This window comes from Streptomyces sp. NPDC102467 (assembly GCF_044765445.1).
GTDB lineage: Bacteria > Actinomycetota > Actinomycetes > Streptomycetales > Streptomycetaceae > Streptomyces.
The window spans coordinates 91,500-115,739 of record NZ_JBIWKA010000014.1 but is presented as its reverse complement, the minus strand read 5'-3'; the positions used below and the strand labels follow the sequence as shown (position 1 = coordinate 115,739).

Genomic DNA, 24,240 nt, shown 5'->3' with positions numbered 1-24,240 from the left:
GGGGAGGGGCGCGCGGTGCGTGACGTCAGTCGCCGAACGCCAGCATCAGCTTCTGCTGGCCCTTGGCGCTGCCGGACAGGTTGGTGGCGGAGAGGTAGAAGCGCCCGTCGACCCAGGCGACGTCCTTCGAGTAGAAGCCGCTCTCGATCTCGGCGGTGCCCGCCGGGTTCTGCAGCAGCGTCTTCGGCTTGTGCGAGCCGGCGACCGGGATGGACACGACGCGTCCCGCGGAGCCGCCGTACGACGCCTCCATGTACGCGACGACTGAGCCGCCTTCGGTCTTCAGCGGCAGCAGCGACTGGTTCGCGGGGGATTTGGTCCGCCAGCGCTCCTTGCCGCTGGTGAGGCTGATCGCGACGACCTCGTTCTCTCCGCCCGTCTTGCCCTTGGTCGGCATGTAGAGGGTGGAGGCGTCCGCGGTCACGCCGGCGCAGCCGTCCAGGTCCCGGGAGAGGAAGGAGAAGCTGGAGCCGCAGCCGGTGTCGAGGCCGTCGACGCCGACCTCGGCCTGCACGGAGTTGCTGTTGTTCTTGAAGGAGGCGATGTTGTACTTCTTGTCGTCCTCGTTGGTGCTGTACACGACCAGCGGGCTGACGGAGTACACGTTCGCGATCGACCAGTCCTTGGGGAACTTCTTGGTCCACAGGGCCTTGCCGGTCTCCGGGTTCAGCTGGCGCAGCTCCTCGTGCGCCTTGTTGCCGCCCGCGCCGCAGGACGCCACCGAGAGCAGCTTGTCCTTGGTACCGGTGTAGGCCTTGGGGAAGCAGTCGCTGCCGTACTGCTCGACGACGAACTTCTTCTTCGTGCCGGTCTTGGCGTCCAGGGCGAGGCCCGACATCTGACGGCCGACCATCAGGGTGTCGCCGCCGACGTAGGTCAGCGAGATGCTGGAGCCGGTGCCGTCGAAGAAGTTGTCCTCGTCCTCGCGCTCGGGGATCTTCGCCGTCCAGCCCTTCGCGCCGGTGGCCAGGTCGATCTCCTGGACCTGGTTGCACTTGGCGCGCGAGCTGGTGCCGCTCATGTACGCGACGATGATCTTGCCGGCGTCGGACGGGGTCTTCGTGACGGAGCAGATCTTCTGCGGCAGCGTGACCGCAGGCCAACTGACCTTGCCGTCCGCGACGTTGTAGCCGAGGACTTCCTTGTACGCGGCCTTGGCCGCGACCTTGTCGGTGATCCACATGCCGGGGGCTTCGGCGCCGTCGCTGCCCACCTTGGGGGCCGTCTTGTACCAGAGGACCTTCGCCTCGCCGCTCTGCCGGCCCGCGTTGAGGTCCTCCTCGCCACCGTGGCCGTCGCCCTGCCCGTCGCCCGGGTCGACCGGGGCGGACACGGACGCCTTGGGGTCCTTGTTCTTGTCGGCGTCCTTGTCGGCGGTGTCCTTCTTGTCGTCGCCGCCGACCACGGCGAACACGACACCGCCCGCGACGACCAGCAGGGCGACGGCCGAGGCCGCGATCACCCAGGTCTTCTTCTTGACGCCGCCACCGCCCGGCGGGGCCGGTGGCGGCTGCTGCTGCGGGTAGCCGTACTGCGGCTGCTGCTGCCCGTAGGGGCCGGGCTGCTGGGCGTACGGGCCGGGCTGCTGGGCGTACGGGCCCTGCTGCGGGGGATAGCCGTACGGACCCGGCTGCTGCGGCTGCTGGCCGTACGGGCCCGGCTGCTGCGGCGGCTGGCCGTAGGGACCCGGCTGCTGCTGGTACGGGCCCGGCTGCTGCTGGGGGTACCCGTAACCGGGCTGCGGCGCCGGAGGCGTCTGCGGTGGAGCGGCCGGCGGAGGCGGCGTCGGGGCCGGCTGCTGCGGGCTCGGCGACGCCTGCGGATCCTGTGGTGCTCCAAAGCCGCCGGACGGCGGCTGGTTGGGCGGCTGAGTCATCAGCGCCTCCCCCTTTTCAGTGCTGATGTACCGGCACGCCTGGGTGTTTTCCGGACGTTCTCAGGTCGGTCACGGGATGCGCTCAGGCCGCTCCCAGCCGCCCTTTCTATCACTCTGGGCACGCACGCAGAGGGCCGGTCCGCCCCCTGTTCCCAAGGGTGGACCGGCCCGTGATGCGTCCGTTACGCGTCTACACGCGGCCTTCACGCGTCGTCGGCGAGTTCCAGCCAGCGCATTTCCAAGTCATCGCGCTCGGCGACGAGTTCGCGCAGCTCGGTATCGAGTTCGGCCACCTTCGCGAAGTTCGTGGCGTTATCGGCGATCTGGGCGTGCAGCTTGGTCTCCTTGTCGTTGACCTTGCTCAACTGCCGCTCGATCTTCTGCAGTTCCTTCTTGGCGGCGCGGCTGTCGGCGGCCGACGGACCGGCCTTCGCGGCGGAGGCGGGGGCCGTCACGGTCGCCGGGACGGCGGCGTCGATCATCCGCTGCCTGCGCTCCAGGTACTCGTCGATACCGCGCGGCAGCATCCGCAGGGTGGCGTCGCCGAGCAGCGCGTAGGTGTTGTCGGTGGTGCGCTCGATGAAGAACCGGTCGTGGGAAATCACGATCATGGAGCCCGGCCAGCTGTCGAGCAGGTCCTCGAGCTGCGTCAGGGTCTCGATGTCGAGGTCGTTCGTCGGCTCGTCGAGGAAGAGCACGTTCGGCTCGTCCATGAGCAGGCGCAGGATCTGCAGGCGGCGGCGCTCACCACCGGACAGGTCCCCGACGGGCGTCCACTGCTTCTCCTTGCTGAACCCGAACTGCTCACACAGCTGGCCCGCGGTCATCTCGCGGCCCTTGCCCAGGTCGACGCGGTCGCGGACCTGCTGGACGGCCTCCAGTACCCGCAGCGAGCCGGGCAGTTCGGTCACGTCCTGCGACAGGTACGCGAGCCGGACCGTCTTGCCGACGACGATCTTCCCGGCGGCGGGCTGCTCCTCGCCCTGCGTGCGGGCGGCGTCCGCGAGGGCGCGCAGCAGGGACGTCTTGCCCGCGCCGTTCACCCCGACCAGGCCGACGCGGTCGCCGGGGCCGAGGTGCCAGGTGAGGTGCTTGAGCAGCATCTTGGGTCCGGCCTGGACGGTCACGTCCTCCAGGTCGAAGACGGTCTTGCCGAGCCGGGCGTTCGCGAACTTCATCAGCTCGCTGGTGTCGCGCGGCGGCGGCACGTCGGCGATCAGTTCGTTGGCGGCCTCGATGCGGTAGCGCGGCTTGGAGGTGCGGGCGGGGGCGCCGCGGCGCAGCCAGGCCAGCTCCTTGCGCATCAGGTTCTGCCGCTTGCTCTCCTCGGTCGCGGCGATCCGGTCCCGCTCGGCGCGGGCGAACACGTAGTCCGAGTAGCCGCCCTCGTACTCGTAGACGTCGCCCTTCTGCACGTCCCACATGCGGGTGCAGACCTGGTCGAGGAACCACCGGTCGTGCGTGACGCAGACGAGCGCCGAGCGCCGGGCCCGCAGGTGGCGGGCGAGCCAGGAGATGCCCTCCACGTCGAGGTGGTTGGTGGGCTCGTCGAGGATGAGCAGGTCCGGGTCGTCGATGAGCAGCTTGGCGAGCGCGATACGGCGCCGCTCGCCGCCGGAGAGCGGGCCGATGACGGTGTCCAGGCCCTGCTGGAATCCCGGCATGTCGAGCCCGCCGAACAGGCCGGTCAGCACGTCCCTGATCTTGGCGTTGCCCGCCCACTCGTGGTCGGCGAGGTCCCCGATCACCTCGTGCCGGACGGTCGCCTGCGAGTCGAGCGAGTCGTGCTGCGTGAGTACGCCCAGGCGCAGCCCGCCGTTGTGCGTGACGCGGCCGGTGTCGGCCTCCTCCAGCTTGGCGAGCATCCGGATCAGGGTCGTCTTCCCGTCCCCGTTCCGGCCGACCACGCCGATCCGGTCACCTTCCGATACGCCGAGGGAGACGCCGTCGAGCAGCGCACGAGTGCCGAAGACCTTCGTGACGTTCTCGACGTTGACCAGATTGACTGCCATTTCGCTCCTGCCAGGGGGGTACCGGTTGTCCAGCGTAGTCGGGGTCTTGTGGTGGCCTTCGCGCCGCGGGGTCTGGGGTGTCCTTTGCCCGCGGCCCCGGTGGGGGCTGGTCGCGCAGTTCCCCGCGCCCCTGAGATGCGCACTGCGTGCGCCATCTCAGAGGGCCCACGCGCGTGCCCTCATGGGGCTGCGGCGAAGCCGCATGCACCAGGGGGGCGGGGAACTGCGCGAGAAGCCCCACCGGGCCGCAGCCGCGAAACGACGGATCCGCGCAGACGCTCGCGTCAGAGCAGCGTCGCCCCCGGCGCCGGCGAGGACGCCACCCGGACGGAGCGGCACGTGCCGGACGCGGCCAGCGCGGCAGCCACCCGGTGCGCGGCATCCGCATCCGCCGCCAAGAACGCCGTGGTCGGCCCGGACCCCGAGACCAGAGAAGCCAGCGCCCCGCCGGAGGCCCCCGCGTCGAGCGTGGCCTTGAGCGACGGGAAGAGGGAGAGCGCGGCGGGCTGCAGGTCGTTGGTGAGGGTCGCGGCGAGGGCCGCCACGTCACCGGTGCGCAGTGCTTCGAGCACGGCGGGCGACGCGACGGGCTCGGGGGCGTGCGGGCTCAGCCGGTCGAACTCCCGGTACACGGCGGGTGTGGACAGGCCGCCGTCCGCGGCGGCGAACACCCACCAGAACTCCCCGCCCACGTCCAGAAGCCGAAGCTTCTCACCGCGCCCGGTGCCGAGCGCCGCCCCGCCGACCAGGCTGAACGGCACGTCGCTGCCCAACTCGGCACAGATGTCGAGGAGTTCATCGCGCGAGGCGCCGGTCTCCCACAGGGCGTCGCAGGCCACGAGGGCGCCCGCCGCGTCCGCGGAGCCGCCCGCCATGCCGCCGGCGACGGGGATGTCCTTGGCGATGTGGATACGGACCTTCGGGTCGCCGAGTCCGTGCCGGGCGGCCAGGGCGATCGCCGCGCGGGCCGCCAGGTTCGTACGGTCGAGGGGGACCTGGTCGGACCCCGGGCCCGTGCACGTGAGGCTCAGGGAGTCCGCGTGCTCGACCGTCACCTCGTCGAAGAGGCCGACGGCGAGGAAGACGTTGGCCAGGTCGTGGAAGCCGTCGGGGCGGGCGGGGCCCACCGCGAGCTGGACGTTGACCTTGGCCGGTACGCGCACGGTCACGCTCACGCGGCCGCTCCCTTGTGCTCCGCGATCCGCGCGAACTCCTCCACCGTCAGCGCCTCGCCGCGCGCCTGCGGCGAGACCCCGGCCGCGACGAGTGCCGCCTCGGCGGCGGGTGCCGATCCTGCCCACCCGGCGAGGGCTGCCCGCAGCGTCTTGCGGCGCTGGGCGAACGCGGCGTCGACGACCGCGAAGACCTCTTCCTTGGACGCGGTCGTGGCGACCGGCGCCTCGCGGCGCACGAGGGCGACAAGGCCGCTGTCGACGTTCGGCGCGGGCCAGAAGACGTTGCGTCCGATGCTGCCCGCGCGCTTGACCTGCGCGTACCAGTTGGCCTTGACGGACGGGACGCCGTAGACCCGCGAGCCGGGGCCCGCGGCGAGCCGGTCGGCGACCTCCGCCTGGACCATGACGAGGGTGCGCTCGATGGTCGGGAAGGTGTCGAGCATGTGGAGGAGGACGGGGACGGCGACGTTGTACGGGAGGTTCGCGACGAGGGCGGTCGGGGCGGGGCCCGGGAGCGCGGTCACCTGCATCGCGTCCATGTTGACGAGGTCGAAGGCGTCCTTCTTGGCCGGGACGCGGGCCGCGATCGTGGCGGGCAGCGCGGCGGCGAGCACGTCGTCGATCTCGACGGCCGTCACGTGCCGGGCCACGTCCAGCAGCGCGAGCGTGAGCGAGCCGAGGCCGGGGCCGACCTCGACGACCACGTCGTCCTCGGTGACCTCCGCGGTACGGACGATCCGGCGGACCGTGTTGGCGTCGATGACGAAGTTCTGGCCGCGCTGCTTGGTGGGGCGGACGCCGAGGGCGGCGGCCAGCTCGCGGATGTCGGCCGCGCCGAACAGGGGGCCTTGGGGGTCAGGGGTGCTCACCGTTCAAGGGTACGGGGCGCCTTCGCCCCGGGGGCACCCGTGCGGGCCGGGGCAGCCGTGCGGCCCGGGTCAGCCGTGCAGCCGGGGCCCGCAGTGCGGCCAGGGGCTGGCGCCGCTGCGCACGTACAGCTTCTTCGCCCGGTACGTCTGTTCCGCGGCCGGTGCGTCCTGCGGGCGGCCCGAACCGCCGAGGCTCTGCCAGGTCCGGGTGTCGAACTGGTAGAGGCCCCCGTAGGTGCCGCTCGCGTCGGTCGCGGCGGGGCGGCCGCCGGACTCGCAGCTGGCCAGCGAGGACCAGTTCAGGGTGTCGGTGCCGCCGACGGAGGTGGGCATCGGCTTCGTGCCGACCTTGATCAGCTGCGTACGCGGTTCGCGCACCACCTCGTCCCTGACGCGGCGCGGCCTCTGCTTGACGCCGTTGACGGTGCGCAGCGAGTACGTGACCCGCCGCAGGCCCGGCTCGCCGGCCCGGGTGACGACCTCCGTGCCCTGGAACGAGGTCGGGTCCTGGGTGCGTTCGGTGGCGTAGGCGATGGGTTCCTCGCGCACCTCTCTCGTGCCGGTCACCCGCATCACCGTGATCGTCTGCCCGTCGCGCGGGAAGCTCATGGCCGGCGCGGAGGTGGTGTCCTGGCCGTGCAGCTGGATCCCGGCCTCCTCGACGGCCTCGCGGACGGTCGCCGCGTTCGTGCGGATGGTGCGGCGCCGCCCGTCGGCCATGACGGTGACGCTGCGCTCGGTGCGTACGTCGAGGTTGAGGCCGTGCCGCGCGATGCGCTGGGAGCGGGAGGTGGAGACGTAGGCGCCCTCGGCCCGCACCCCGAGCTGCTTGAGCGCCGCGTCGACGGTGTGGGCGGTCGTCCAGACCTGGCGGCGCTCTCCGTCGAGGGTGAGCCGGACGGGGCGGCCGTAGCGGACGGCCACCTCGTCGCCGTTGGCCAGCGCGCTGGTGCGGCCGGGCGCCACGATGTCGTGCTCGCCCACGTCGACGCCCTCGTCGGCGAGGAGTTCGGGGACGTCGTCGGCGAAGGTGTGCAGGGTGCGTTCCTTCCCGTCGACGCTGAGTTGGATCGCCTTGTCGTTGGCGACGAACGCGGAGGTGCCGCCCGCGAGGAACGCGACGACCAGGGCCTGCGGGAGCAGCCTGCGCAGCGCGTCGGGGCGCTGCTCGGACTTCTTGCGGCGGGCGGCGCGGCGGGCGGCGGCCCGGCCCGCGGGCGGGGCGGCTTCCGGCCGGGTGGCCGCGGGGACGGCCGGAGGGACGGTCGGAGGGAGAGGCGTCTGGCGCGGCAGCCGGGGTTCGGTCGGGGCGGTGGCCTGCTCGTACGCGTACTCGTAGGCGGGCCGGTAGGTGTCGGGCGCCTCGGCGACGGGCTCGTAGGGTCTCTGCGGGTACGCCTCGTAGGGCGCGGCGTCGCCGTAGCGCGGGAACGCCGCGTCGGGGTCCACGTACGTGTCCTTGTACGTCTCGTACGGCGTATTGCTCACGACGACGCTCCAGGCGCTCCAGTGTTCCGGCCCCCCGGGCGGGGAGGTGCGGGCGAGCAGAACCTAGCGGAGCGTCCGTCACTCTCCAAAGCAACGCGACTACACAGTGTCGCGACTCTGCCTGAAGGTGAACGGGTCCGACCGTTATCGGTCAGTAATCAAAAGCACGGGCCGTGTTGGCGGAGACCGCCGCCGCAAGGGTTTCCTCGGTGACGCCCTTGACCGCCGCCATGGCCCGGAGCGTGACCGGAACGAGATACGGGGCGTTAGGCCGACCGCGGTACGGGGCCGGGGTCAGGAAGGGCGCGTCGGTCTCGACGAGGACCAGTTCGAGCGGGGCGACGGTGAGGGCGTCGCGCAGCGGCTGCGCGTTCTTGAAGGTGACGTTGCCCGCGAAGGACATGAAGTAGCCGTTCTCCGCGCAGACTTGGGCCATGTCGGCGTCGCCCGAGTAGCAGTGGAAGACGGTGCGCTCGGGGGCGCCCGCCTCCTTCAGGACGCGTAGCACATCCGCGTGGGCCTCGCGGTCGTGGATGACCAGCGCTTTGCCGTGCCGCTTGGCCATCTCGATGTGGGCGCGGAAGGACCGCTCCTGGGCGGCCTTGCCCTCGGGGCCTGTGCGGAAGTAGTCGAGGCCGGTCTCGCCCACGCCCTTGACCTGGGGCAGCGCGGCGAGCCGGTCGATCTCGGCGAGGGCTTCGTCGAGCCCTGCGTCGCCGAGCGGCTGCCGGGCCCCCTGCCGCGACCACCCGTCGGGATCACCGTGGACGATGCGCGGGGCTTCGTTCGGGTGCAGGGCGACGGTCGCGTGCACGCTGGCGTGGGCGGCCGCGGTCTCGGCGGCCCAGCGGGAACCGGCGAGGTCGCAGCCCACTTGCACCACGGTCGTCACGCCCACCGATGCCGCCTTGGCGAGGCCCTCCTCGACCGTGCCCGCCTGCATGTCCAGGTGGGTGTGCGAGTCGGCGACCTCCACCGCGAGGGGTGCGGGCAGCGGCGGCGGGGTGACGTCCTTGGAACGGTCGGGGCTCATGCCCCGATCCTACGAAGCCGCGCTCACGCCTCCTTCTTGTGGTGCGCGAAGGGGTGCAGCAGGTCGGACAGGTGCCAGTGGTGGTGCTCGGCCGAGGTCGACGCCGAGGCCTCGGCCGCGACCCCCGGCTCGGGCTCGGGGACCTCCACCGGGCCTGCGGCCGGAGACCTGTGGTGGCTCGAGTGCAGCACGTCGAGCACCGAGGAGACCCGGCCGGCCCGCATGATCCGTACGACGCTGCCGCCGCAGTTCACGCAGGCGGGCCGGGTCAGCGGCGACGGCACCCGATCGCCGTTCGCCACGTACGTCACGAACTCCGCACCGTCACCGTCGACGTGGTGCTCTATCTCGTAGGACTGCTCCCAGCCGTGCCCGCAGCGCATGCAGGCGAATGAATATGACTCATGACCGATCGATATCGCCGCGCTGCGATTCGGGACGGGGGGCGTCTGTGCACCGGTGGCCGTCTTGGAGGCCGCGAACTCGCTCATGCCAGCTCCTCTTGTCCGCTGGACAAGCGCTGCCCGGGGGCAGCGTGGGGACGGGTGCGTCCCTTCAACCAGTGGACGCCTCCGGCGGGCCGAGCGCAAAAGACCTGTCGACTATTGGATCCCTTTTGGCATTTCCCTGCCGAAATGGCCGTGACACCCGGTCTTCGCTTTGCTTTTCAGGTTAGTCCTTTGCGCGCCTATGGGGTGTCCCGGGACGCATTCTTTGCCGCGACCACCGCATCGAAGACGTTCCGCTTGGGCAGCCCGGCGTCCGCGGCGACAGCGGCGATCGCCTCCTTGCGCCGCTCGCCCGCCTCCTCCCGCACCTGCACCCTGCGCACCAGCTCGGCGGGGGTGACGTCCTCGCCCGACTTCTCGGGGGCGCCCTCCACGACGACGGTGATCTCGCCCCGCACGCCGTCGGCGGCCCACTCGGCGAGCTCCTTCAGAGACCCGCGCTTCACTTCCTCGTACGTTTTGGTGAGCTCCCGGCAGACGGCGGCCCGGCGCGACGCGCCGAACGCCTCGACCATCGCGACGAGCGTGTCGTCGAGGCGGTGCGGGGCCTCGAAGTAGACGAGGGTGCGGCGCTCGTCCGCGACGTCCTTCAGCCGGCTCAGCCGTTCCCCCGCCTTGCGCGGCAGGAACCCCTCGAAGCAGAACCGGTCGACGGGCAGCCCGGACAGGGCGAGCGCGGTGAGCACGGCGGAAGGACCCGGTACGGCGGTGACCCGGATGTCCTGCTCGACGGCGGCCGCGACGAGCCGGTACCCGGGGTCGGAGACGGACGGCATGCCGGCGTCGGTCACGAGCAGCACGCGCGAACCGGCCGTCAGGGCCTCGACCAGCTCCGGGGTGCGGGCGGCCTCGTTGCCCTCGAAGTAGGACACGACGCGCCCGTTGACATGCACGCCGAGCGCCTGGGTGAGCCGCTTCAGGCGCCGGGTGTCCTCGGCGGCGACGACGTCGGCGGCGGCCAGCTCCTGGGCGAGCCGCGGCGGCGCGTCGGAGGTGTCGCCGATGGGCGTACCGGCAAGCACGAGCGTTCCGGCGGGCTGGGGGGAATCAGGGCTTCCTGTCACGGTTCCATCCTCGCAGGGACGCGCGCCCGGCCGAGTCGGGCCCGTGCACGGGACGTGCACAGCGCGGTTCCCTACGATGGCGCGGTGACCAGTACCGCGTCGTCGTCCCAGTCGACCCCGACCAGCGCCCCGCCCGAGCAGGCCCCCGACGGGGAGCGGCAGCCGTCGCCTTACCTGCGCGGCCTGCGCCGTTTCGGGTACCGGGCGCCGGAGAGCGGCGGTGATGTCCGTGCGCACCTCGTGCCGCCGCAGCCCTCGCCGTCCTCCCGGCTGTGGGCGTCGTTCGGCCTGAGCCGGTTCACCGCGGGGCAGGCGAACCGGCTGCTCGGCTGGGCAGGTCCGCTGCTCGTCACGCTCGTCGCGGGGCTGCTGCGGTTCTGGAATCTCGGCAGCCCGAAGGCCGTGATATTCGACGAGACGTATTACGCGAAGGACGCGTGGGCGCTCATCCACCACGGGTTCGAGGTGAACTGGGCCAAGAACGCCAACGACCTGATCCTGTCGAAGGACGGCCACGTCGCGATCCCGACGGACGCGTCGTACGTGGTGCATCCGCCGGTCGGCAAGTACGTCATCGGGATCGGCGAGTGGCTGTTCGGGTTCAACCCGTTCGGCTGGCGGTTCATGACGGCGGTCCTCGGAACGCTGTGCGTGCTCATGGTGTGCCGGATCGGGCGGCGTCTTTTCCGCTCGACCTTCCTGGGCTGTCTGGCCGGGGCGCTGCTCACGGTGGACGGCCTCGCGTTCGTGATGAGCCGCACCGCGCTGCTCGACTCGGTGCTTGTCTTCTTCGTCGTCGCGGCGTTCGGCTGCCTGGTCGTGGACCGGGACAGGGCCCGGGAGCGGCTGGCGGCGTCGCTGCCCGTCGACGAGTACGGCCTTGTGCGCCCGGACGCGCACGTCGCCGAGACGCTGCGCCTGGGTTGGCGCCCGTGGCGGCTGCTCGCGGGCCTCTGCCTGGGCCTGGCCGCCGGTACGAAGTGGAACGGCTTCATCTACCTGGCCGCCTTCGCGCTGATGTCGGTCCTGTGGGACGTCGGTTCGCGGCGCGTGGCCGGGGCGCGGCGCCCGTATCTCGCGGTGCTCAAGCGGGACGTCGTGCCCGCGTTCGTCTCGACGGTGCCGGTCGCGATCGCCATGTACGTCCTGTCGTGGCTGGGCTGGATCCTCTCCCCCACCGACGGCACCGGCGGCTACTTCCGCAACTGGGCGGCGACCGCGGGCAAGGGCGGCCACTTCACCTGGCTGCCGGACTGGGTGCGCAGCCTGTGGCATTACGAGCACGAGGTCTGGGAGTTCAACACCCACCTCAGCTCGCCGCACACCTACCAGTCCAACCCCTGGAGCTGGATGGTCGACGGCCGCCCGGTCTCGTACTTCTACGAGTCGCCGTCGGCGGGTCAGCAGGGCTGCCCGGCGGACGCGGCCGACAAGTGCGCCCGCGAGGTCCTGGCGCTCGGTACGCCGCTGCTGTGGTGGGCGGCCTGCTTCGCGCTGCTGTTCGTCCTGTGGCGCTGGTTCTTCCGGCGCGACTGGCGGGCGGGCGCGATCGTCTGCGGTGTGGTGGCGGGTTACGCGCCCTGGTTCCAGTACCAGGAGCGGACGATCTTCTACTTCTACGCGGTCGTCTTCGGCCCGTTCCTCTGCCTGGCGCTGGCGATGATGCTGGGCGCGATCATCGGCCGGCCCGGGTCGAGCGAGCGACGGCGGGTGGTCGGCGCGGCGGGGGCCGGGGTGATCGTCCTGCTGATCACGTGGAACTTCATCTACTTCTGGCCGATCTACACGGGCCATGCCATCCCGATGGATTCCTGGCGGTCGCGGATGTGGCTGGACACCTGGGTATGACCGGTTTTCAGCCGTATTCGTGATCACTCTTCGGTCACCTTCGGACACCATCTGGAAACACCGCGCACCACGGGCTCCTGACGTGCCTACAGTCCCTTCCGTCAACCTGGGGAGGGGTGCGCGCATGCGCAAGGGGGTCAAGGCCGCCATCGTCGGCGGGGCGTTCACCGTGATGGTGGGCGGTGCCGGGTACGGGGCGTACAACATCATCACGGCGGTGGCGGGGGACGGCGGTTCGTCGTCCGCGGGCGCGCCGGGGGCGCGTAGGAGCGGGCCGCCGACGAGCGACGAGATCAAGGAGACGTCGCACGATTTCCTGGCGGCGTGGGCGAAGAACGACGCGGCGGGCGCGGCGGCGTACACGAACTACGCGGAGACCGCGCGGCCCGCGCTGCAGGGCTGGCACGACGACGCGCACATCACGCACACCGTGCTGACCGCGGGCACGCCGGCCGGGGCGAAGGTGCCGTTCAAGGTCGAGGCCACGGTGTCGTTCGGCGGCAAGAAGCGGACGATGGAGTACGGCTCGTCGCTGACGGTCGTGCGCGGCGAGACCACGGGCCGGGCGCTGGTGCGCTGGCAGCCCGCGGTGCTGCATCCGGACATGCGCGAGGGCGACACGCTCGTCACCGGTGAGGCGGCGGCGCCGCCCATCGAGGCCGTGGACCGGGGCGGCGCGGTGCTGACGAAGGCGAAGTACCCCTCGCTCGGGCCCGTTCTGGAGGCGCTGCGCGCCAAGTACGGGGAAGAGGCGGGCGGTACGCCGGGCGTCGAGACGTTCATCAAGCGCGAGAGCGCCGACGGGGCGACGACCGCGAAGACGCTGCTCACTCTCGCCAAGGGCAGGCCCGGCACGCTGCGGACGACGATCAGCGCGAGCGCGCAGGCGGCGGCCGAGGGCGCGGTGACGAAGTTCGCCAAGTCGTCCGTGGTCGCGGTCAAACCGTCCACCGGTGAAGTGCTTGCGGTCGCCAACCACGGGTGGGGTGAGTTCAACGCCGCGTTCGAGGGGAGGATCGCGCCCGGCTCCACGATGAAGGTCATCACCGCGGCGGCGTTCATCGACAACGGTGTCACGTCGATGACCGGGTCGGCCCCCTGCCCGGACTCGGTCGTCGCGCAGAGCCAGACCTTCCACAACCTCACGGGCATGCAGCCCAACGAGGGCGCGACGCTGTCCAACAGCTTCCAGCGGTCCTGCAACACCGCCTTCATCAAGCTCTCCGACGATCTGGGCGCGGACAAGTTCGCGGCCGAGGCGCAGAACCGGTTCGGCCTCGGCAAGGACTGGCAGACCGGGATCGTGTCGTACGACGGCTCCGTGCCGGTCAACGGGAACTCGGACGACCCGGCCGGGATGATCGGCCAGGGCAAGGTGGCGATGAACCCGCTGAACATGGCGTCGGTCACGGCGACCGCGATCACCGGCACCTTCCGCCAGCCGGTCCTCGTCTCCCCGAAGCTCGGCGACCGTCGGCTGGCCACCGCGCAGGGCCTGCCGTCCTCGACCGTGTACCAGCTCAAGTCGATGATGCGGCAGACCGCGACCTCGTCGATCGGTACGGCCACGAACGCGATGGCCGGGCTCAGCGGTGACATCGGGGCGAAGACGGGCTCGGCGGAGGTCGACGGGCAGTCCGTCTCCAACTCCTGGTTCACGGGATACCGGGGCGATGTCGCCACCGCGGCGATGGTGGAGGGCGGCGGCCACGGCGGCGACGCGGCCGGTCCGATCGTGGCTTCGGTGTTGCGGGCCGGATCGTAACGAAACCAGGGGCCTGTGTACGGCGTTCTGTCCTTCGACGGAAGCGACTTGGGGCACCCCGTAATCTGGGCCACCCGCAGAACCACCGGAGGACGACGTTGGGCACCAGAGGCAAGCAGAAGGCTGTCCCCGGGCGGCAGCACAACCACGCCCTGGTGATCGGCGCGGCCGCCGTGGTCGCCGTCGTCGGGGCAGGCGTCGGCGCCTACGTCCTGATGGACAGCGGCGGCACGTCGTCCGCCGCGACCTCGGACGGGAAGCCCGAGGTGAAGACGGGTCCGCCGAGCGCCGCGGAGGTGCGGACGGCGGCCGACGGGTTCCTCACCGCCTGGCAGGCGGGGGACGCGGCGAAGGCGGCCTCGTACACGGACGACGCGAGCGCCGCACAGGCCGCGCTCACCGGTCTGACCAAGGATGCCCGCCTCACCGACGTGAAGGTCACCCCGGGTACCCGGACCGGCGCCAAGGTCCCCTTCCACGTCGCGTCGACGGTCTCGTACGAGGAGAAGGGCGCCGACGCGAAGAAGCTCAGCAAGCCGTACGCGTACGACTCCTCGCTGACGGCGGTGCGCCGCAAGAGCGACGGCAAGGTCCTCGTCGGCTGGCAGCCGTCCGTCGCGCATCCGGAGCTGAAGGACGGCGACCGGCTCGTCACGGGTGAGGCCGGGGACCCGCCGGTCAAGGCGGAGGACCGCGACGGCGGTGAGCTGACCGCGAAGAAGTACCCGTCGCTCGGCACCGTCATCGACGGGCTGCGCGAGAAGTACGGCAAGAAGGCGGGCGGCACGGCCGGCGTCGAACTGCGCGTCGTGCGCAAGGCGCCCGCGAAGGGTGCCGAGAAGAACGCGCTGCCCGACAAGACGCTGGTGACTCTCTCCGAGGGCACGCCGGGCACGGTGAAGACCACGATCAGCCCCGCCGTGCAGGCCGCCGCCGAGAAGCAGGTCGCCTCCCGCGAGAAGGCCTCGGTCGTCGTGCTGCGGCCCTCGACCGGGGAGATCCTGGGCGTCGCCAACTCCAGTCACGGCTTCAACACCGCGTTCCAGGGTTCCCTGGCCCCCGGCTCCACGATGAAGGTCATCACGTCGTCGCTGCTCCTGGAGAAGGGCCTGGCGGGCGTGGACAAGAAGCATCCTTGCCCGAAGTACTTCACGTACGGGCACTGGAAGTTCCAGAACGACGACAAGTTCGAGATCAAGGACGGCACGTTCAAGGCGAGTTTCGCCAGGTCCTGCAATACCGCCTTCATCAGCCAGGCCCCGAAGCTGGAGAACGACTCGCTGACCAAGCAGGCGCAGCAGGTCTTCGGGCTCGGCCTCGACAACTGGGCGATCGGCGTGCCGAGTTTCGACGGTTCGGTGCCGGTGCAGTCGGACGCGCAGATGGCGGCCTCGCTGATCGGGCAGGGCGCGGTACGGATGAACCCGCTGAACATGGCGTCGGTCACGGCGACCGTGAAGTCCGGCACCTTCCACCAGCCCTACCTGGTCTCGCCCGACGTCGACCACCGCACCCTCGCCAAGGCCGCCCGGTCCCTGTCCGCCGGGACGGCCGCGGACATCCGGGAGTTGATGCACTACACGGCGGTCGCGGGCACGGCCGTGGAGCCGATGTCCGGGCTCGGATCCGACATGGGCGCGAAGACCGGTTCGGCGGAGGTCGACGGGCAGAAGGAGCCCAACGGCTGGTTCACGGCCTGGCGCGGTGATCTCGTCTCGGCGGCGGTGGTGGAACAGGGCGGGCACGGCGGCGACTCGGCGGGCCCTGTCGTACGCCAGATGCTGCTCAACGGCGCCGGGTGACCGTGTCGCCGAAGTCCCGCTACTCGGTCGCGTGGGCGCTACACCGACCGCTAGCGTGCCGTTCATGACGTCAGAAGCAAGCGCAGCGCACCCCCGGTTCGCCACGGCCGTGACCGAGCTGGGTCTGGCCGAACTCCTTCCGCGCGTACGGCGCTTCCCCGAGGCGACCCGCACCGCGCAGGAGGCGGCCGACGCCATCGGCTGCGAACTGAGCGCCATCTGCAAGTCGTTGATCTTCGCGTCGGACGGGGTGCCCGTGCTGGTCCTGATGGGCGGGGCGTCGCGGGTCGACCTCGAGCGCGTGCGGTGGGAGCTGTGCGCGGCGAAGGTGACGCGCGCCAAGGCGGACGTGGTGCGGGAGTTCACCGGGTACGCGATCGGCGGCGTCCCGCCCTTCGGCCACCGCAGCAAGACCCGGGTCCTCGCGGACCGTTCGCTGCTCGCCCACGACGTGGTGTGGGCGGCGGCGGGCACCCCCTACGCCGTCTTCCCGATGGAGCCCAAGGCCCTGGTCGCGCATGCGGGCGCCACGCTCGTGGACGTACGCGAGGAAGCCAGGGAATGACCCCGATAGTCGCCGCGGCGGTGCTGCTCGCCGCGGTCACGCACGCGTCGTGGAACGCGCTGGCCCACCACATCACCGACAAGCTCGTCGGCTTCACGCTCATCTCCGGCGGCGGCACGCTCATCGGGCTCGTCATCGCACCGTTCGCGCCCCTCCCGGCGGCGGGCGCGTGGCCGTACCTGATCGCGTCGGCGGTCATCCACATCGCCTACTACGTGCTGCTGATGACGTCGTTCAGGCTCGGCGACTTCGGCCAGGCGTACCCGATCGCGCGCGGCACGGCTCCCCTGGTGGTGACCGTGCTCGCGGCGGTGTTCGCGGGCGAGGTGCCGGGCGGCTGGCAGGCGGCGGGGGTCGCGGTGTCCTGCGCGGGCCTGACCGGGCTCGCCGTGTGGGGGCTGAGCGGCTCCGGACGCAGGCCCGACCGGCGGGCGATCGGCGCGGCTCTCGCGACGGGCGTGTCCATCGCCGCGTACACGGTGGTGGACGGTCTCGGGGTACGGGCGTCCGGCTCCGCGATGGGGTACATCGCGTGGCTGATGATCCTCGAAGGGCTCGCGGTGCCGGTGTACGCGGCGTACCGCTGGCGCGGTGAACTGGTCGCGAAGTTGCGCCCGTTCGCCCTGCTCGGGCTGCTGGGCGCGGCGCTGTCCGTGGCGGCGTACGGCCTGGTGCTGTGGGCGCAGACCCGGGCGGACCTGGCCCCGATCTCCGCGCTGCGCGAGTCGTCGATCATCGTGGGCGCGGCGATCGGGGCGGTGTTCTTCAAGGAACGGTTCGGCTTGCCGCGGATCGTCGCCGCCGGGGTGATGGTGGCCGGGATCGGGCTGATGCTGCACGCGGGGTGACGTCACGTGCGACGGCTCAGAAGTTCGGAGACTCAGAGGTTCAGACGGTGGTGCCCTTGAACCCGGTGTGCACCGCCGTGATCCCGCCGTCCACCGGCAGCACCACCCCGGTCACCCAGGCCGCGTCGCGCGACGCCAGGAACGCCACCGCGGCCGCGATGTCCTCGGGCTCCCCGACCCGGCCGAGCGGATACAACGCGCTCATGGCGTCGGGGTTGCGGCCCCGGTCGGTCCAGGCGCGGGTGCGTACCGTTCCGGGGGCCACGAGGTTGACGCGGACGCCGCGCGGGCCCGCGTGCCCCGCGAGGGTGCGGGTCAGGGAGATCAGGCCGGCCTTGGCCGCGCTGTAGGCGTGGTTGCCGAAGTCCTGGAGGCCGTTGACGGAGCCGATGTTGACGACGGCGCCGCGGCCGGACGCGGCGAGGTGCGGCAGGGCGGCCTTGCAGCAGCGGTAGGCGCCGTTGAGGGAGAGGTCCAGGTCGCGGGACCACGCCTCGTCGTCCTCGTCCTCGAAGAGCGCGGTGTCGGGGTGGCAGGCGTAGGCGTTGTTGACGAGGACGTCGAGGTGGCCGAAGGTCTCGACGGCGCCCGCGACGGCCGCCGTCACGGAGTCCCGGTCGCCCACGTCGCAGCGCCACGCGGTGGCCGCGCCGCCCTGTTCCCGTATCTCCCCGGCGATTTTCTCGGCGGCCACCACGTCGATATCGGTGACCAGGACCTGGCTGCCCTCGGCGGCGAGCCGGTGCGCGACGGCGGCGCCGATGCCGCGTCCCGCGCCGGTGACCAGTGCCGCGTACCCCTCGAAGCGTGTCATGGCCCCGACGCTACTCGGGGGTGGAACCCGGAGGGGCCCTAGGGGTCCAACCAGGGTGTTTCCGGATCGAGTTGACGACCCGGGGCCGAAAGGATCGTCGCATGACAACGACACAGCAGCGCGCGTTCCTCTACGGTCCCGTCCTCTTCGGCGCCTACGGGGTGATCCGTCTTCTCGACGGGATCGACGGGGTGAAGGGGCCAGGACTCGCCTGGACCGCCGGGCATCTGTGCTTCCTCGCGGGGCTCGCCTTCTTCGCCCAAGGGTTCGCCGCGATGCGGAGGTCGGCGGTGGAGAAGGTCGCCGGCCGGGACAGATGGTCCCTCGCCGGGCTGTGGATCGGCGGCGCCGGGATCGCCGCGCTCGTGGTGCAGTTCGGCGCGGACATCGTGACGGGCCTGATCTCCGCCGACCACGCCGAGATGGGCGACCGGGTCGGCGACTTCCAGGCGCTGCCGGGCGTGGAGCTCGCCTTCTACATCCTCGGCCCGCTCCTGTTCTTCGTGGGCCAGTTCCTGCTCACCGGCCGGCTGGCCGCCCTGCGCACCCTCAAGGTGTGGGCGCCGGCCCTGGTGCTCGCCGACTCACTGCTCTCCTACACCGTCAAGGACCTCATCCCGCTCGGCGCCGTCATGCTGGTGCTCTCCTACGCTCCCCTGTGGCGCGGCACCGCCGACACCTCGCGCGCGGCGCTCGTCAAGGCCTGAGCCGGCGGCTCCAGCGGGTCTCGCCGTCCTGCCGGATGTCGGTGGGGGCGAGCCCGGCGGAGCGGGCCACGGCGGCGGAGGCGTGATGGCCGGGGTGGACGTGGGCGATCACGGACCGCACCTGCTGACCGCTCAGCCAGTCCACCAGCTCCCTGGCCGCTTCGCCCGCGATTCCCCTGCCCTGCCAGGGAGTTCCGACCACCCACGCGATCTCGGTGTCGGATGCGGTCACCGTCGCCTGGACGGTGCCCGTCAGGCAGTTCTCTGCGCGCAGCCGGATCACCCAGTTCAGCCAGGCGACGGCCGGGTCGGGGGAGCCCGCGGTCAGGCGCTCGTAGCGGGCCCGCAGGGAGTGCGGGGTGTGCGGGGCGCCGCCGATGAAGGTGTGCAGCGCCGGGTCGGAGAGCACCCCGGCCATCTCCGGCGCGTGCGCGACCTCCAGCGGCAGCAGGTCGAGGCGGCCGGTCGCGATGACCTGAGCCGACAGAAGGCTCAACTCGCCTTCCCCGCGACCGACTTCGGGTCGAATCCGAAGGGGAGCTCCAGGCGGTGCGCCCGCATCAGGTCCTCGTCCATGAGCAGGTCGCCGGTCGCCCCGTCCGCCGCGATGACGCCCTCACTGAGGATCACCGCCCGCGGGCAGAGCTCCAGGGCGTAGGGCAGGTCGTGCGTGACCATCAGGACCGTCACGTCCAACGAGCGCAGGATGTCGGCGAGTTCGCGGCGCGAGGCCGGGTCGAGGTTGGACGACGGCTCGTCCAGGACGAGGATCTCCGGCTCCATCGCGAGGACCGTGGCGACCGCCACCCGGCGGCGCTGGCCGAAGGAGAGATGGTGCGGGGGCCGGTCCGCGTACTCCTCCATGCCGACCGACGCGAGCGCCTTGCGGACCCGTGCCTCCAGCTCCGGCCCCTTCATGCCGGCCGCGGCCGGGCCGAACGCGACGTCCTCGCGGACCGTCGGCATGAACAGCTGGTCGTCCGGGTCCTGGAAGACGATGCCGACCTTGCGCCGGATCTCCGCCATGTGCCGTTTGCCGACGGGCAGGCCCGCGACCGTGACGGTCCCGGCGCCGCCGGTCAGGATGCCGTTGAGGTGCAGGACGAGGGTCGTCTTGCCCGCGCCGTTCGGGCCGAGCAGCGCGACCCGCTCGCCCTGCCCGATGGTCAGGTCGACACCGAAGAGGGCCTGGTGCCCGTCGGGGTAGGCGAAGGCAAGCCCGGAGACTTCAAGAGAGGCAGAAGCAGAAGCAGTCACAGCACCCATCCCAGCAGACACACCACGAGCGCCGCACCCGGCAGGGCCAGCGCGGACGACCACTGCGTCCGCGAGGCCGTCACCTCGTCGATCACCGGCATCGAACCCGCGTACCCCCGGCTGACCATCGCCAGGTGCACGCGCTCGCCGCGCTCGTAGGAGCGGATGAACAGCGCCCCCGCCGACTTGGCGAGGACCCCCCAGTGCCGTACGCCGCTCGCCTCGAAGCCGCGCGACTCCCGCGCGATCTTCATCCGCCGCATCTCGTCCGTGATGACGTCCCCGTAGCGGATCATGAAGGACGCGATCTGGACCAGCAGGGGCGGCAGCTTCAGCCGCTGCAGCCCGAGCAGCAGTTCCCGCAGCTCCGTCGTCGAGGCGAGGAGCACCGACGCGGCGACGCCGAGCGTGCCCTTGGCCAGCACGTTCCACGCGCCCCACAGGCCGCTCTCGCTCAGCGACAGGCCGAGCACCTGCACCCGCTCGCCCTCGGCGACGAACGGCATGAGGACCGCGAAGGCGACGAAGGGGACCTCGATGAGCAGCCGCTTCAGCAGATAGCCGGCCGGGACGCGCGCCGCGTACGCCACGGTGCCCAGCAGCATCGCGTACAGCGCGAACGCCCACATCGCCTCGCGCGGCGTGGAGACGACGACCACGACGAAGCCGAAGACGGCGGCGAGTTTGGTGTGGGGCGGCAGCGCGTGCACCGGGGAGTGCCCGGCGCGGTAGAGGCGGTGCGCGTGTCCGGCGCCCATGTCAGACGGACTCGGTGGCGTGGACCTCGGTCGACGCCGCGTCGCTCGTACGCCGCCTGCGCAGCGCCCAGAAGATCCCGGACCCGGCGACGACGGTCACGCCGACGCCGATGATCCCGGCGAGGCCGCCGGAGATGCGGGCGTCGGTGATGTCCTTGACGCCGTAGTCGGCGAGCGGCGAGTCGGCGGAGGCGTGCTCCTTGGCCTTGCTGTCGATGCCCTTGTCGTGGGCGACCTTCTCCAGGCCGTCGGGGCTGGCCGAGGCGTAGAAGGAGACGAACCCGGCGAGGACGAGGGAGGTGACCAGGCCGGTGATCCAGATCTTGCGGTGCGAGCGGGCGGCAACCGGGGCGGGGGCCGCGGCCGGGGCGTCGACCAGTTCGCCGGCGATCTTCAGCTTGAGCGGCTGCGTCAGCCCGCGGGCGCCGTACACGAGGTCGGGCCGCACGGCCACGACCGCGCCGACGGTGAGGGCGGTGATGGCGGCCTCGCCGATGCCGATGAGGACGTGCACGCCGATCATCGCGGTGGCGACCTTGCCGATGGAGACGTCGGTCGTCCCCCCGATGGCGTAGATGAGGGTGAAGACCACGGCGGCCGCCGGGACGGAGAGCACGGCGGCGACGAAGGAGGCGACGGTGATCGAGCGGCGGCTGCGGGGCAGCACCTTCACGAGGCCGCGGAAGACGAGGTAGGCGACGACCGTGGTGGTGATCGCCATGTCCGTGATGTTCACGCCGAGCGCGGTCAGGCCGCCGTCCGCGAACAGCACGCCCTGCATCAGGAGCACCACGGACACGCACAGGACCCCGGTATAGGGCCCCACCAATATCGCGGCCAGCGCTCCGCCCAGGAGGTGGCCGCTGGTGCCCGCCGCGACGGGGAAGTTGAGCATCTGCACGGCGAAGATGAACGCGGCGACCAGGCCGGCGAGCGGCGCGGTGCGCTCGTCCAGTTCGCGGCGGGCGCCACGCAGGCTGACGGCGACGGCGCCCGCGGCGACGACACCGGCGGCCGCCGACACGGGGGCGTTGATGAATCCGTCGGGGACATGCATGGCAGGGCACTCCGGCGCTCGGGCAACTGGTTAACCGTTCGATGATAGTGCCTTGTTGCGAACCCTTCGCAAGAGCGCCTCGTCCTCAATTGACCCTGGCCCGCACACCCGGACATATGGGACATTGGATGGCATGACCGTCTCCGAGCAGTACGTGGAGCAGTACGCCCGGGCGCATGTCGTCACCGATTCCCCCGACGCGCCCCGGTCCGTGCCGGTCGTGCTGCGCTACGACGGGCGGATCCGCGTCACCCTCCCCGACTCCGGCGAATGGATCTTCCCGCGCGAGCTCCTCGAACAGGGGCTGCGCGCCCCGGTCAGCGGCGGCTCCGTCCGGATCTGGCCGTGCGGGCGGGTGCAGGCGGTCATCGAGTTCCACACGCACGGCCCCGGACAGCCGAACGGGGTGACGGTCGTGCAGTTCGACGTCAAAGCGCTGATCCGCTTCCTGCGTCGTACGTACACGGCCGTCACCCCGGCGACGATCACGCACTGATCATCCGGTCGGGTCACCTGGTCGGATCACCCGGTCGGATCACCCGGTCAGGCGTCGACGAGCTCCCTGTTCTCCCCGGGACGCCCGGCGGCCTCGGCCGCGTTCAGGCCCTCGCCCTCGACGTCCACGTTGGGCAGCGCGCGGTCCAGCCACTTCGGCAGCCACCAGGCCCTCTTGCCGAGCAGCGCGAGCACCGCGGGCACGATCGTCATGCGGACGACGAACGCGTCGAAGAAGACGGCGATCGCCAGGCCGAAGCCGATCATCTTGACCATCTGCTCGGAGGAGCCGATGAAGCCGGCGAACACCGCGATCATGATGATCGCCGCGGCCGTGACCACCCGGGCGCCGTGCCGGAACCCGGTGACGATGGCCTGCGCGGGCCGCTCCCCGTGGACGTACGCCTCACGCATCCGGGTCACGAGGAAGACCTCGTAGTCCATCGCGAGACCGAAGACCACACCGACCATGAAGATCGGCATCATCGACATGACCGGGCCGGTCTGCTCGACGCCGAAGACCGAGCCGAGCCAGCCCCACTGGAAGACGGCGACGACGGCGCCGAGCGCGGCGAGCACCGAGAGCAGGAAGCCGAGGGCCGCCTTGAGCGGGACGAGGACCGAGCGGAAGACGACCATCAGGAGCAGGAACGCCAGGCCGACGACGAGTGCCAGGTAGGGCACGAGCGCGTCGTTGAGCTTCTGCGAGACGTCGATGTTCATGGCCGTGGAGCCGGTGACCGCGAGCTCGGCGCCGCTGTCGGCCTTGACATCCTGGCCCGCGTCACGGATCGCGTGGACGACGTCCTCGGTCTCGACGGAGGACGGCTTGTACTTGGAGACGACGCTGACGATCGCGGTGTCGCCGGCCTTGTTGAAGGTGGCCGGGGCGACGGCCGCGACGCCGTCCGTCTTCTTGATCGTGGAGACGACCTGGTCGACGACGCCCTTCGGGTCGTCCACGCCCTTGGCGTCGACCACCGTCATGAGCGGACCGTTGAAGCCGGGCCCGAAGCCGTCGGACAGCAGGTCGTAGGCCTTGCGCTGGGTGGTGTCGGTGGGCTGGACGCCGTCGTCGGGCAGGCCCAGCTCCAGCGAGGCGACCGGGATCGCCATCGCGCCGAGCCCGATGACGCCCGCGACCAGGACCATGACCGGGCGGCGCAGCACGAAGCGGGCCCAGCGGGTGCCCATGTTGGTCCTGGGCTCCGCCTTCTCGGTGGAGTCGAGTGCCTTACGGGCCTTGCGGCCGTGGATGCGCTTGCCCGCGAAGCCGAGCAGCGCCGGAATCAGGGTCAGCGCGATGAGGACCGCGATGGCGACCGTGCCGGCCGCGGCGATGCCCATCTTCGTCAGCATCGGGATGTTGACGACGGCGAGGCCGACCAGCGCGATGACGACGGTCAGACCGGCGAACACGACGGCCGAGCCGGCGGTGCCCACGGCCCGTCCGGCCGCTTCCTCGCGTTCCCGGCCCTCGGCCAGTTCGGCGCGGTAGCGGGAGACGATGAACAGGGCGTAGTCGATACCGACCGCGAGGCCGATCATCATCGCCAGGGTGGAGGTGGTGGTGCCGAGGTCCAGCACATTGGCGAGCGCCGTGATCGACGAGACGCCGATGCCCACGCCGATCAGCGCGGTCAGCAGCGGGAACCCGGCCGCGAGCAGCGAGCCGAACGTGATGACGAGGACCACGGCCGCGATCGAGATGCCGATGACCTCGGTGGCGCCGGTCTCCGGCATCGCCTGGAGGGCGTCACCGCCGACCTCGACGGTCAGGCCGGTCTCCTTCGCCTGGTCGATGACCTTCTGCAGCGCGTCCCGGTCGTCGTCGGTCAGCTCCATCGAGGAGACCTTGTACGTGGCCGAGGTGTAGGCGATCGTGCCGTTCTTGCTGACGGTCTTCGCGAGATACGGGTCGGCCACGGAGGCGACCTGCTTCGAGCTGGACTTCAGCGCGGCGACGGCGTCCTGGACGTCCGCCTTGTTCGCGGCGTCCGTCAGCTTCTCGTGGGCCGGAGCCTTGAAGACGACGCGGGCGGTGGCGCCGTCGGCGGAGGAGCCGGGGAAGCGCTGGTCGAGGAGGTCGAAGGCCTTCTGGGCCTCGGTGCCGGGGATCGAGAAGGAGCTGGCGGCGGCGGTCGGCGCGGTGGCCGCGCCGACGCCCGCGAGGGTGAGCAGGGCCACCCATATCAGGGCGACGAAGTGCCGTCGGCGAAAGGCGAGTTTGCCGAGTTTGTAGAGGAAAGTGGCCACGAAGGCGTACTCCCGGTCAGGTCGTTTGGCGGCGGGCTCGGG

21 protein-coding genes are annotated in these 24,240 nt (G+C 71.3%); 7 read left to right on the top strand and 14 right to left on the bottom strand.

Annotated features, from left to right (window positions below; translation table 11 throughout):
- Nucleotides 1–25: 25 nt before the first annotated feature.
- From ACIREE_RS28395 to rsmI, 8 genes are all read right to left on the bottom strand, one after another.
- A complete protein-coding gene (locus tag ACIREE_RS28395; protein ID WP_404157968.1) occupies nucleotides 26–1,876 on the bottom strand; it encodes a PQQ-binding-like beta-propeller repeat protein in 1,851 nt (616 codons plus the stop codon).
- A 203-nt stretch (nucleotides 1,877–2,079) separates the two neighbouring features.
- Nucleotides 2,080–3,888 carry an ABC-F family ATP-binding cassette domain-containing protein gene (locus ACIREE_RS28390; protein ID WP_404157965.1) on the bottom strand — a complete coding sequence of 603 codons (1,809 nt, stop codon included), beginning with the start codon at nucleotides 3,886–3,888 and terminating at the stop codon, nucleotides 2,080–2,082.
- Nucleotides 3,889–4,172: 284 nt separating this feature from the next.
- Complete coding sequence (locus ACIREE_RS28385; RefSeq protein WP_404157963.1) at nucleotides 4,173–5,063, bottom strand: 4-(cytidine 5'-diphospho)-2-C-methyl-D-erythritol kinase; 891 nt, start codon at nucleotides 5,061–5,063, stop codon at nucleotides 4,173–4,175.
- Nucleotides 5,060–5,932 (bottom strand): 16S rRNA (adenine(1518)-N(6)/adenine(1519)-N(6))-dimethyltransferase RsmA, encoded by an 873-nt coding sequence (gene rsmA, locus ACIREE_RS28380; RefSeq protein WP_404157960.1) that lies wholly within the window; start codon nucleotides 5,930–5,932, stop codon nucleotides 5,060–5,062. Before rsmA ends, ACIREE_RS28385 begins: the two co-directional genes overlap by 4 nt.
- 69 nt (nucleotides 5,933–6,001) lie before the next feature.
- On the bottom strand, nucleotides 6,002–7,420 hold the full coding sequence (locus tag ACIREE_RS28375) for a ubiquitin-like domain-containing protein (protein ID WP_404157957.1): 1,419 nt from the start codon (nucleotides 7,418–7,420) through the stop codon (nucleotides 6,002–6,004).
- 151 nt (nucleotides 7,421–7,571) lie between these two features.
- Nucleotides 7,572–8,453 (bottom strand): TatD family hydrolase, encoded by an 882-nt coding sequence (locus ACIREE_RS28370; protein WP_404157954.1) that lies wholly within the window; start codon nucleotides 8,451–8,453, stop codon nucleotides 7,572–7,574.
- A 23-nt stretch (nucleotides 8,454–8,476) separates the two neighbouring features.
- Nucleotides 8,477–8,944: a hypothetical protein gene (locus ACIREE_RS28365; protein ID WP_404157951.1), complete on the bottom strand. Its 468-nt coding sequence runs from the start codon at nucleotides 8,942–8,944 to the stop codon at nucleotides 8,477–8,479.
- 197 nt (nucleotides 8,945–9,141) lie between these two features.
- Nucleotides 9,142–10,026 (bottom strand): 16S rRNA (cytidine(1402)-2'-O)-methyltransferase, encoded by an 885-nt coding sequence (gene rsmI / locus ACIREE_RS28360; protein WP_404157948.1) that lies wholly within the window; start codon nucleotides 10,024–10,026, stop codon nucleotides 9,142–9,144.
- An 84-nt stretch (nucleotides 10,027–10,110) separates the two neighbouring features.
- On the opposite strand from rsmI, the gene ACIREE_RS28355 reads away from it, so the two are divergent.
- From ACIREE_RS28355 to ACIREE_RS28335, 5 genes are all read left to right on the top strand, one after another.
- A complete protein-coding gene (locus tag ACIREE_RS28355; protein ID WP_404157945.1) occupies nucleotides 10,111–11,874 on the top strand; it encodes a dolichyl-phosphate-mannose--protein mannosyltransferase in 1,764 nt (587 codons plus the stop codon).
- 124 nt (nucleotides 11,875–11,998) lie between these two features.
- Nucleotides 11,999–13,639, top strand: coding sequence for a penicillin-binding transpeptidase domain-containing protein (locus ACIREE_RS28350; protein ID WP_404157942.1), 1,641 nt, complete (start codon nucleotides 11,999–12,001; stop codon nucleotides 13,637–13,639).
- Nucleotides 13,640–13,737: 98 nt separating this feature from the next.
- Nucleotides 13,738–15,441, top strand: coding sequence for a penicillin-binding transpeptidase domain-containing protein (locus ACIREE_RS28345; protein WP_404157939.1), 1,704 nt, complete (start codon nucleotides 13,738–13,740; stop codon nucleotides 15,439–15,441).
- A gap of 64 nt (nucleotides 15,442–15,505) precedes the next feature.
- A complete protein-coding gene (locus ACIREE_RS28340) occupies nucleotides 15,506–16,006 on the top strand; it encodes a YbaK/EbsC family protein (protein WP_404157936.1) in 501 nt (166 codons plus the stop codon).
- Nucleotides 16,003–16,854: an EamA family transporter gene (locus ACIREE_RS28335; RefSeq protein WP_404157933.1), complete on the top strand. Its 852-nt coding sequence runs from the start codon at nucleotides 16,003–16,005 to the stop codon at nucleotides 16,852–16,854. Before ACIREE_RS28340 ends, ACIREE_RS28335 begins: the two co-directional genes overlap by 4 nt.
- Nucleotides 16,855–16,894: 40 nt before the next feature.
- Here ACIREE_RS28335 and ACIREE_RS28330 read toward each other — a convergent pair whose 3' ends face one another.
- Complete coding sequence (locus ACIREE_RS28330) at nucleotides 16,895–17,668, bottom strand: SDR family NAD(P)-dependent oxidoreductase (RefSeq protein WP_404157930.1); 774 nt, start codon at nucleotides 17,666–17,668, stop codon at nucleotides 16,895–16,897.
- A gap of 101 nt (nucleotides 17,669–17,769) precedes the next feature.
- On the opposite strand from ACIREE_RS28330, the gene ACIREE_RS28325 reads away from it, so the two are divergent.
- Nucleotides 17,770–18,375: a hypothetical protein gene (locus ACIREE_RS28325; protein ID WP_404157927.1), complete on the top strand. Its 606-nt coding sequence runs from the start codon at nucleotides 17,770–17,772 to the stop codon at nucleotides 18,373–18,375.
- Here the strand turns inward: ACIREE_RS28325 and ACIREE_RS28320 are convergent.
- Genes ACIREE_RS28320 through ACIREE_RS28305 form a run of 4 tightly spaced genes read right to left on the bottom strand, consistent with a single transcriptional unit; the run spans nucleotide 18,365 to nucleotide 21,447 of the window.
- Nucleotides 18,365–18,871 (bottom strand): GNAT family N-acetyltransferase, encoded by a 507-nt coding sequence (locus ACIREE_RS28320; protein ID WP_404157925.1) that lies wholly within the window; start codon nucleotides 18,869–18,871, stop codon nucleotides 18,365–18,367. The two genes, ACIREE_RS28325 and ACIREE_RS28320, sit on opposite strands and share 11 nt — an antisense overlap.
- The gene (locus ACIREE_RS28315; protein WP_404157922.1) at nucleotides 18,868–19,641 is read right to left on the bottom strand and encodes an energy-coupling factor ABC transporter ATP-binding protein; all 774 of its coding nucleotides are present in this window, start codon (nucleotides 19,639–19,641) and stop codon (nucleotides 18,868–18,870) included. Before ACIREE_RS28315 ends, ACIREE_RS28320 begins: the two co-directional genes overlap by 4 nt.
- Complete coding sequence (cbiQ, locus tag ACIREE_RS28310) at nucleotides 19,629–20,390, bottom strand: cobalt ECF transporter T component CbiQ (protein WP_404157919.1); 762 nt, start codon at nucleotides 20,388–20,390, stop codon at nucleotides 19,629–19,631. Before cbiQ ends, ACIREE_RS28315 begins: the two co-directional genes overlap by 13 nt.
- A 1-nt stretch (nucleotide 20,391) precedes the next feature.
- Nucleotides 20,392–21,447, bottom strand: coding sequence for an energy-coupling factor ABC transporter permease (locus ACIREE_RS28305; protein WP_404157917.1), 1,056 nt, complete (start codon nucleotides 21,445–21,447; stop codon nucleotides 20,392–20,394).
- A 133-nt stretch (nucleotides 21,448–21,580) separates the two neighbouring features.
- On the opposite strand from ACIREE_RS28305, the gene ACIREE_RS28300 reads away from it, so the two are divergent.
- Nucleotides 21,581–21,943 (top strand): SsgA family sporulation/cell division regulator, encoded by a 363-nt coding sequence (locus ACIREE_RS28300; RefSeq protein WP_404157914.1) that lies wholly within the window; start codon nucleotides 21,581–21,583, stop codon nucleotides 21,941–21,943.
- A gap of 47 nt (nucleotides 21,944–21,990) precedes the next feature.
- On the opposite strand, the gene ACIREE_RS28295 is transcribed toward ACIREE_RS28300, so the two are convergent.
- The gene (locus ACIREE_RS28295; protein WP_404157911.1) at nucleotides 21,991–24,198 is read right to left on the bottom strand and encodes an MMPL family transporter; all 2,208 of its coding nucleotides are present in this window, start codon (nucleotides 24,196–24,198) and stop codon (nucleotides 21,991–21,993) included.
- Between the last annotated feature and the right edge of the window lie 42 nt (nucleotides 24,199–24,240).

What these genes read in the sequence shown, in the direction of transcription:
- ACIREE_RS28395 (WP_404157968.1), bottom strand. Translation starts at nt 1,876, where the DNA reads ATGACTCAGCCGCCCAACCAGCCGCCGTCCGGCGGCTTTGGAGCACCA.
- ACIREE_RS28390 (WP_404157965.1), bottom strand. Translation starts at nt 3,888, where the DNA reads ATGGCAGTCAATCTGGTCAACGTCGAGAACGTCACGAAGGTCTTCGGC.
- ACIREE_RS28370 (WP_404157954.1), bottom strand. Translation starts at nt 8,453, where the DNA reads ATGAGCCCCGACCGTTCCAAGGACGTCACCCCGCCGCCGCTGCCCGCA.
- ACIREE_RS28365 (WP_404157951.1), bottom strand. Translation starts at nt 8,944, where the DNA reads ATGAGCGAGTTCGCGGCCTCCAAGACGGCCACCGGTGCACAGACGCCC.
- ACIREE_RS28350 (WP_404157942.1), top strand. Translation starts at nt 11,999, where the DNA reads ATGCGCAAGGGGGTCAAGGCCGCCATCGTCGGCGGGGCGTTCACCGTG.
- ACIREE_RS28340 (WP_404157936.1), top strand. Translation starts at nt 15,506, where the DNA reads ATGACGTCAGAAGCAAGCGCAGCGCACCCCCGGTTCGCCACGGCCGTG.
- ACIREE_RS28335 (WP_404157933.1), top strand. Translation starts at nt 16,003, where the DNA reads ATGACCCCGATAGTCGCCGCGGCGGTGCTGCTCGCCGCGGTCACGCAC.
- ACIREE_RS28330 (WP_404157930.1), bottom strand. Translation starts at nt 17,668, where the DNA reads ATGACACGCTTCGAGGGGTACGCGGCACTGGTCACCGGCGCGGGACGC.
- ACIREE_RS28325 (WP_404157927.1), top strand. Translation starts at nt 17,770, where the DNA reads ATGACAACGACACAGCAGCGCGCGTTCCTCTACGGTCCCGTCCTCTTC.
- ACIREE_RS28315 (WP_404157922.1), bottom strand. Translation starts at nt 19,641, where the DNA reads ATGGGTGCTGTGACTGCTTCTGCTTCTGCCTCTCTTGAAGTCTCCGGG.
- cbiQ (WP_404157919.1), bottom strand. Translation starts at nt 20,390, where the DNA reads ATGGGCGCCGGACACGCGCACCGCCTCTACCGCGCCGGGCACTCCCCG.
- ACIREE_RS28305 (WP_404157917.1), bottom strand. Translation starts at nt 21,447, where the DNA reads ATGCATGTCCCCGACGGATTCATCAACGCCCCCGTGTCGGCGGCCGCC.
- ACIREE_RS28300 (WP_404157914.1), top strand. Translation starts at nt 21,581, where the DNA reads ATGACCGTCTCCGAGCAGTACGTGGAGCAGTACGCCCGGGCGCATGTC.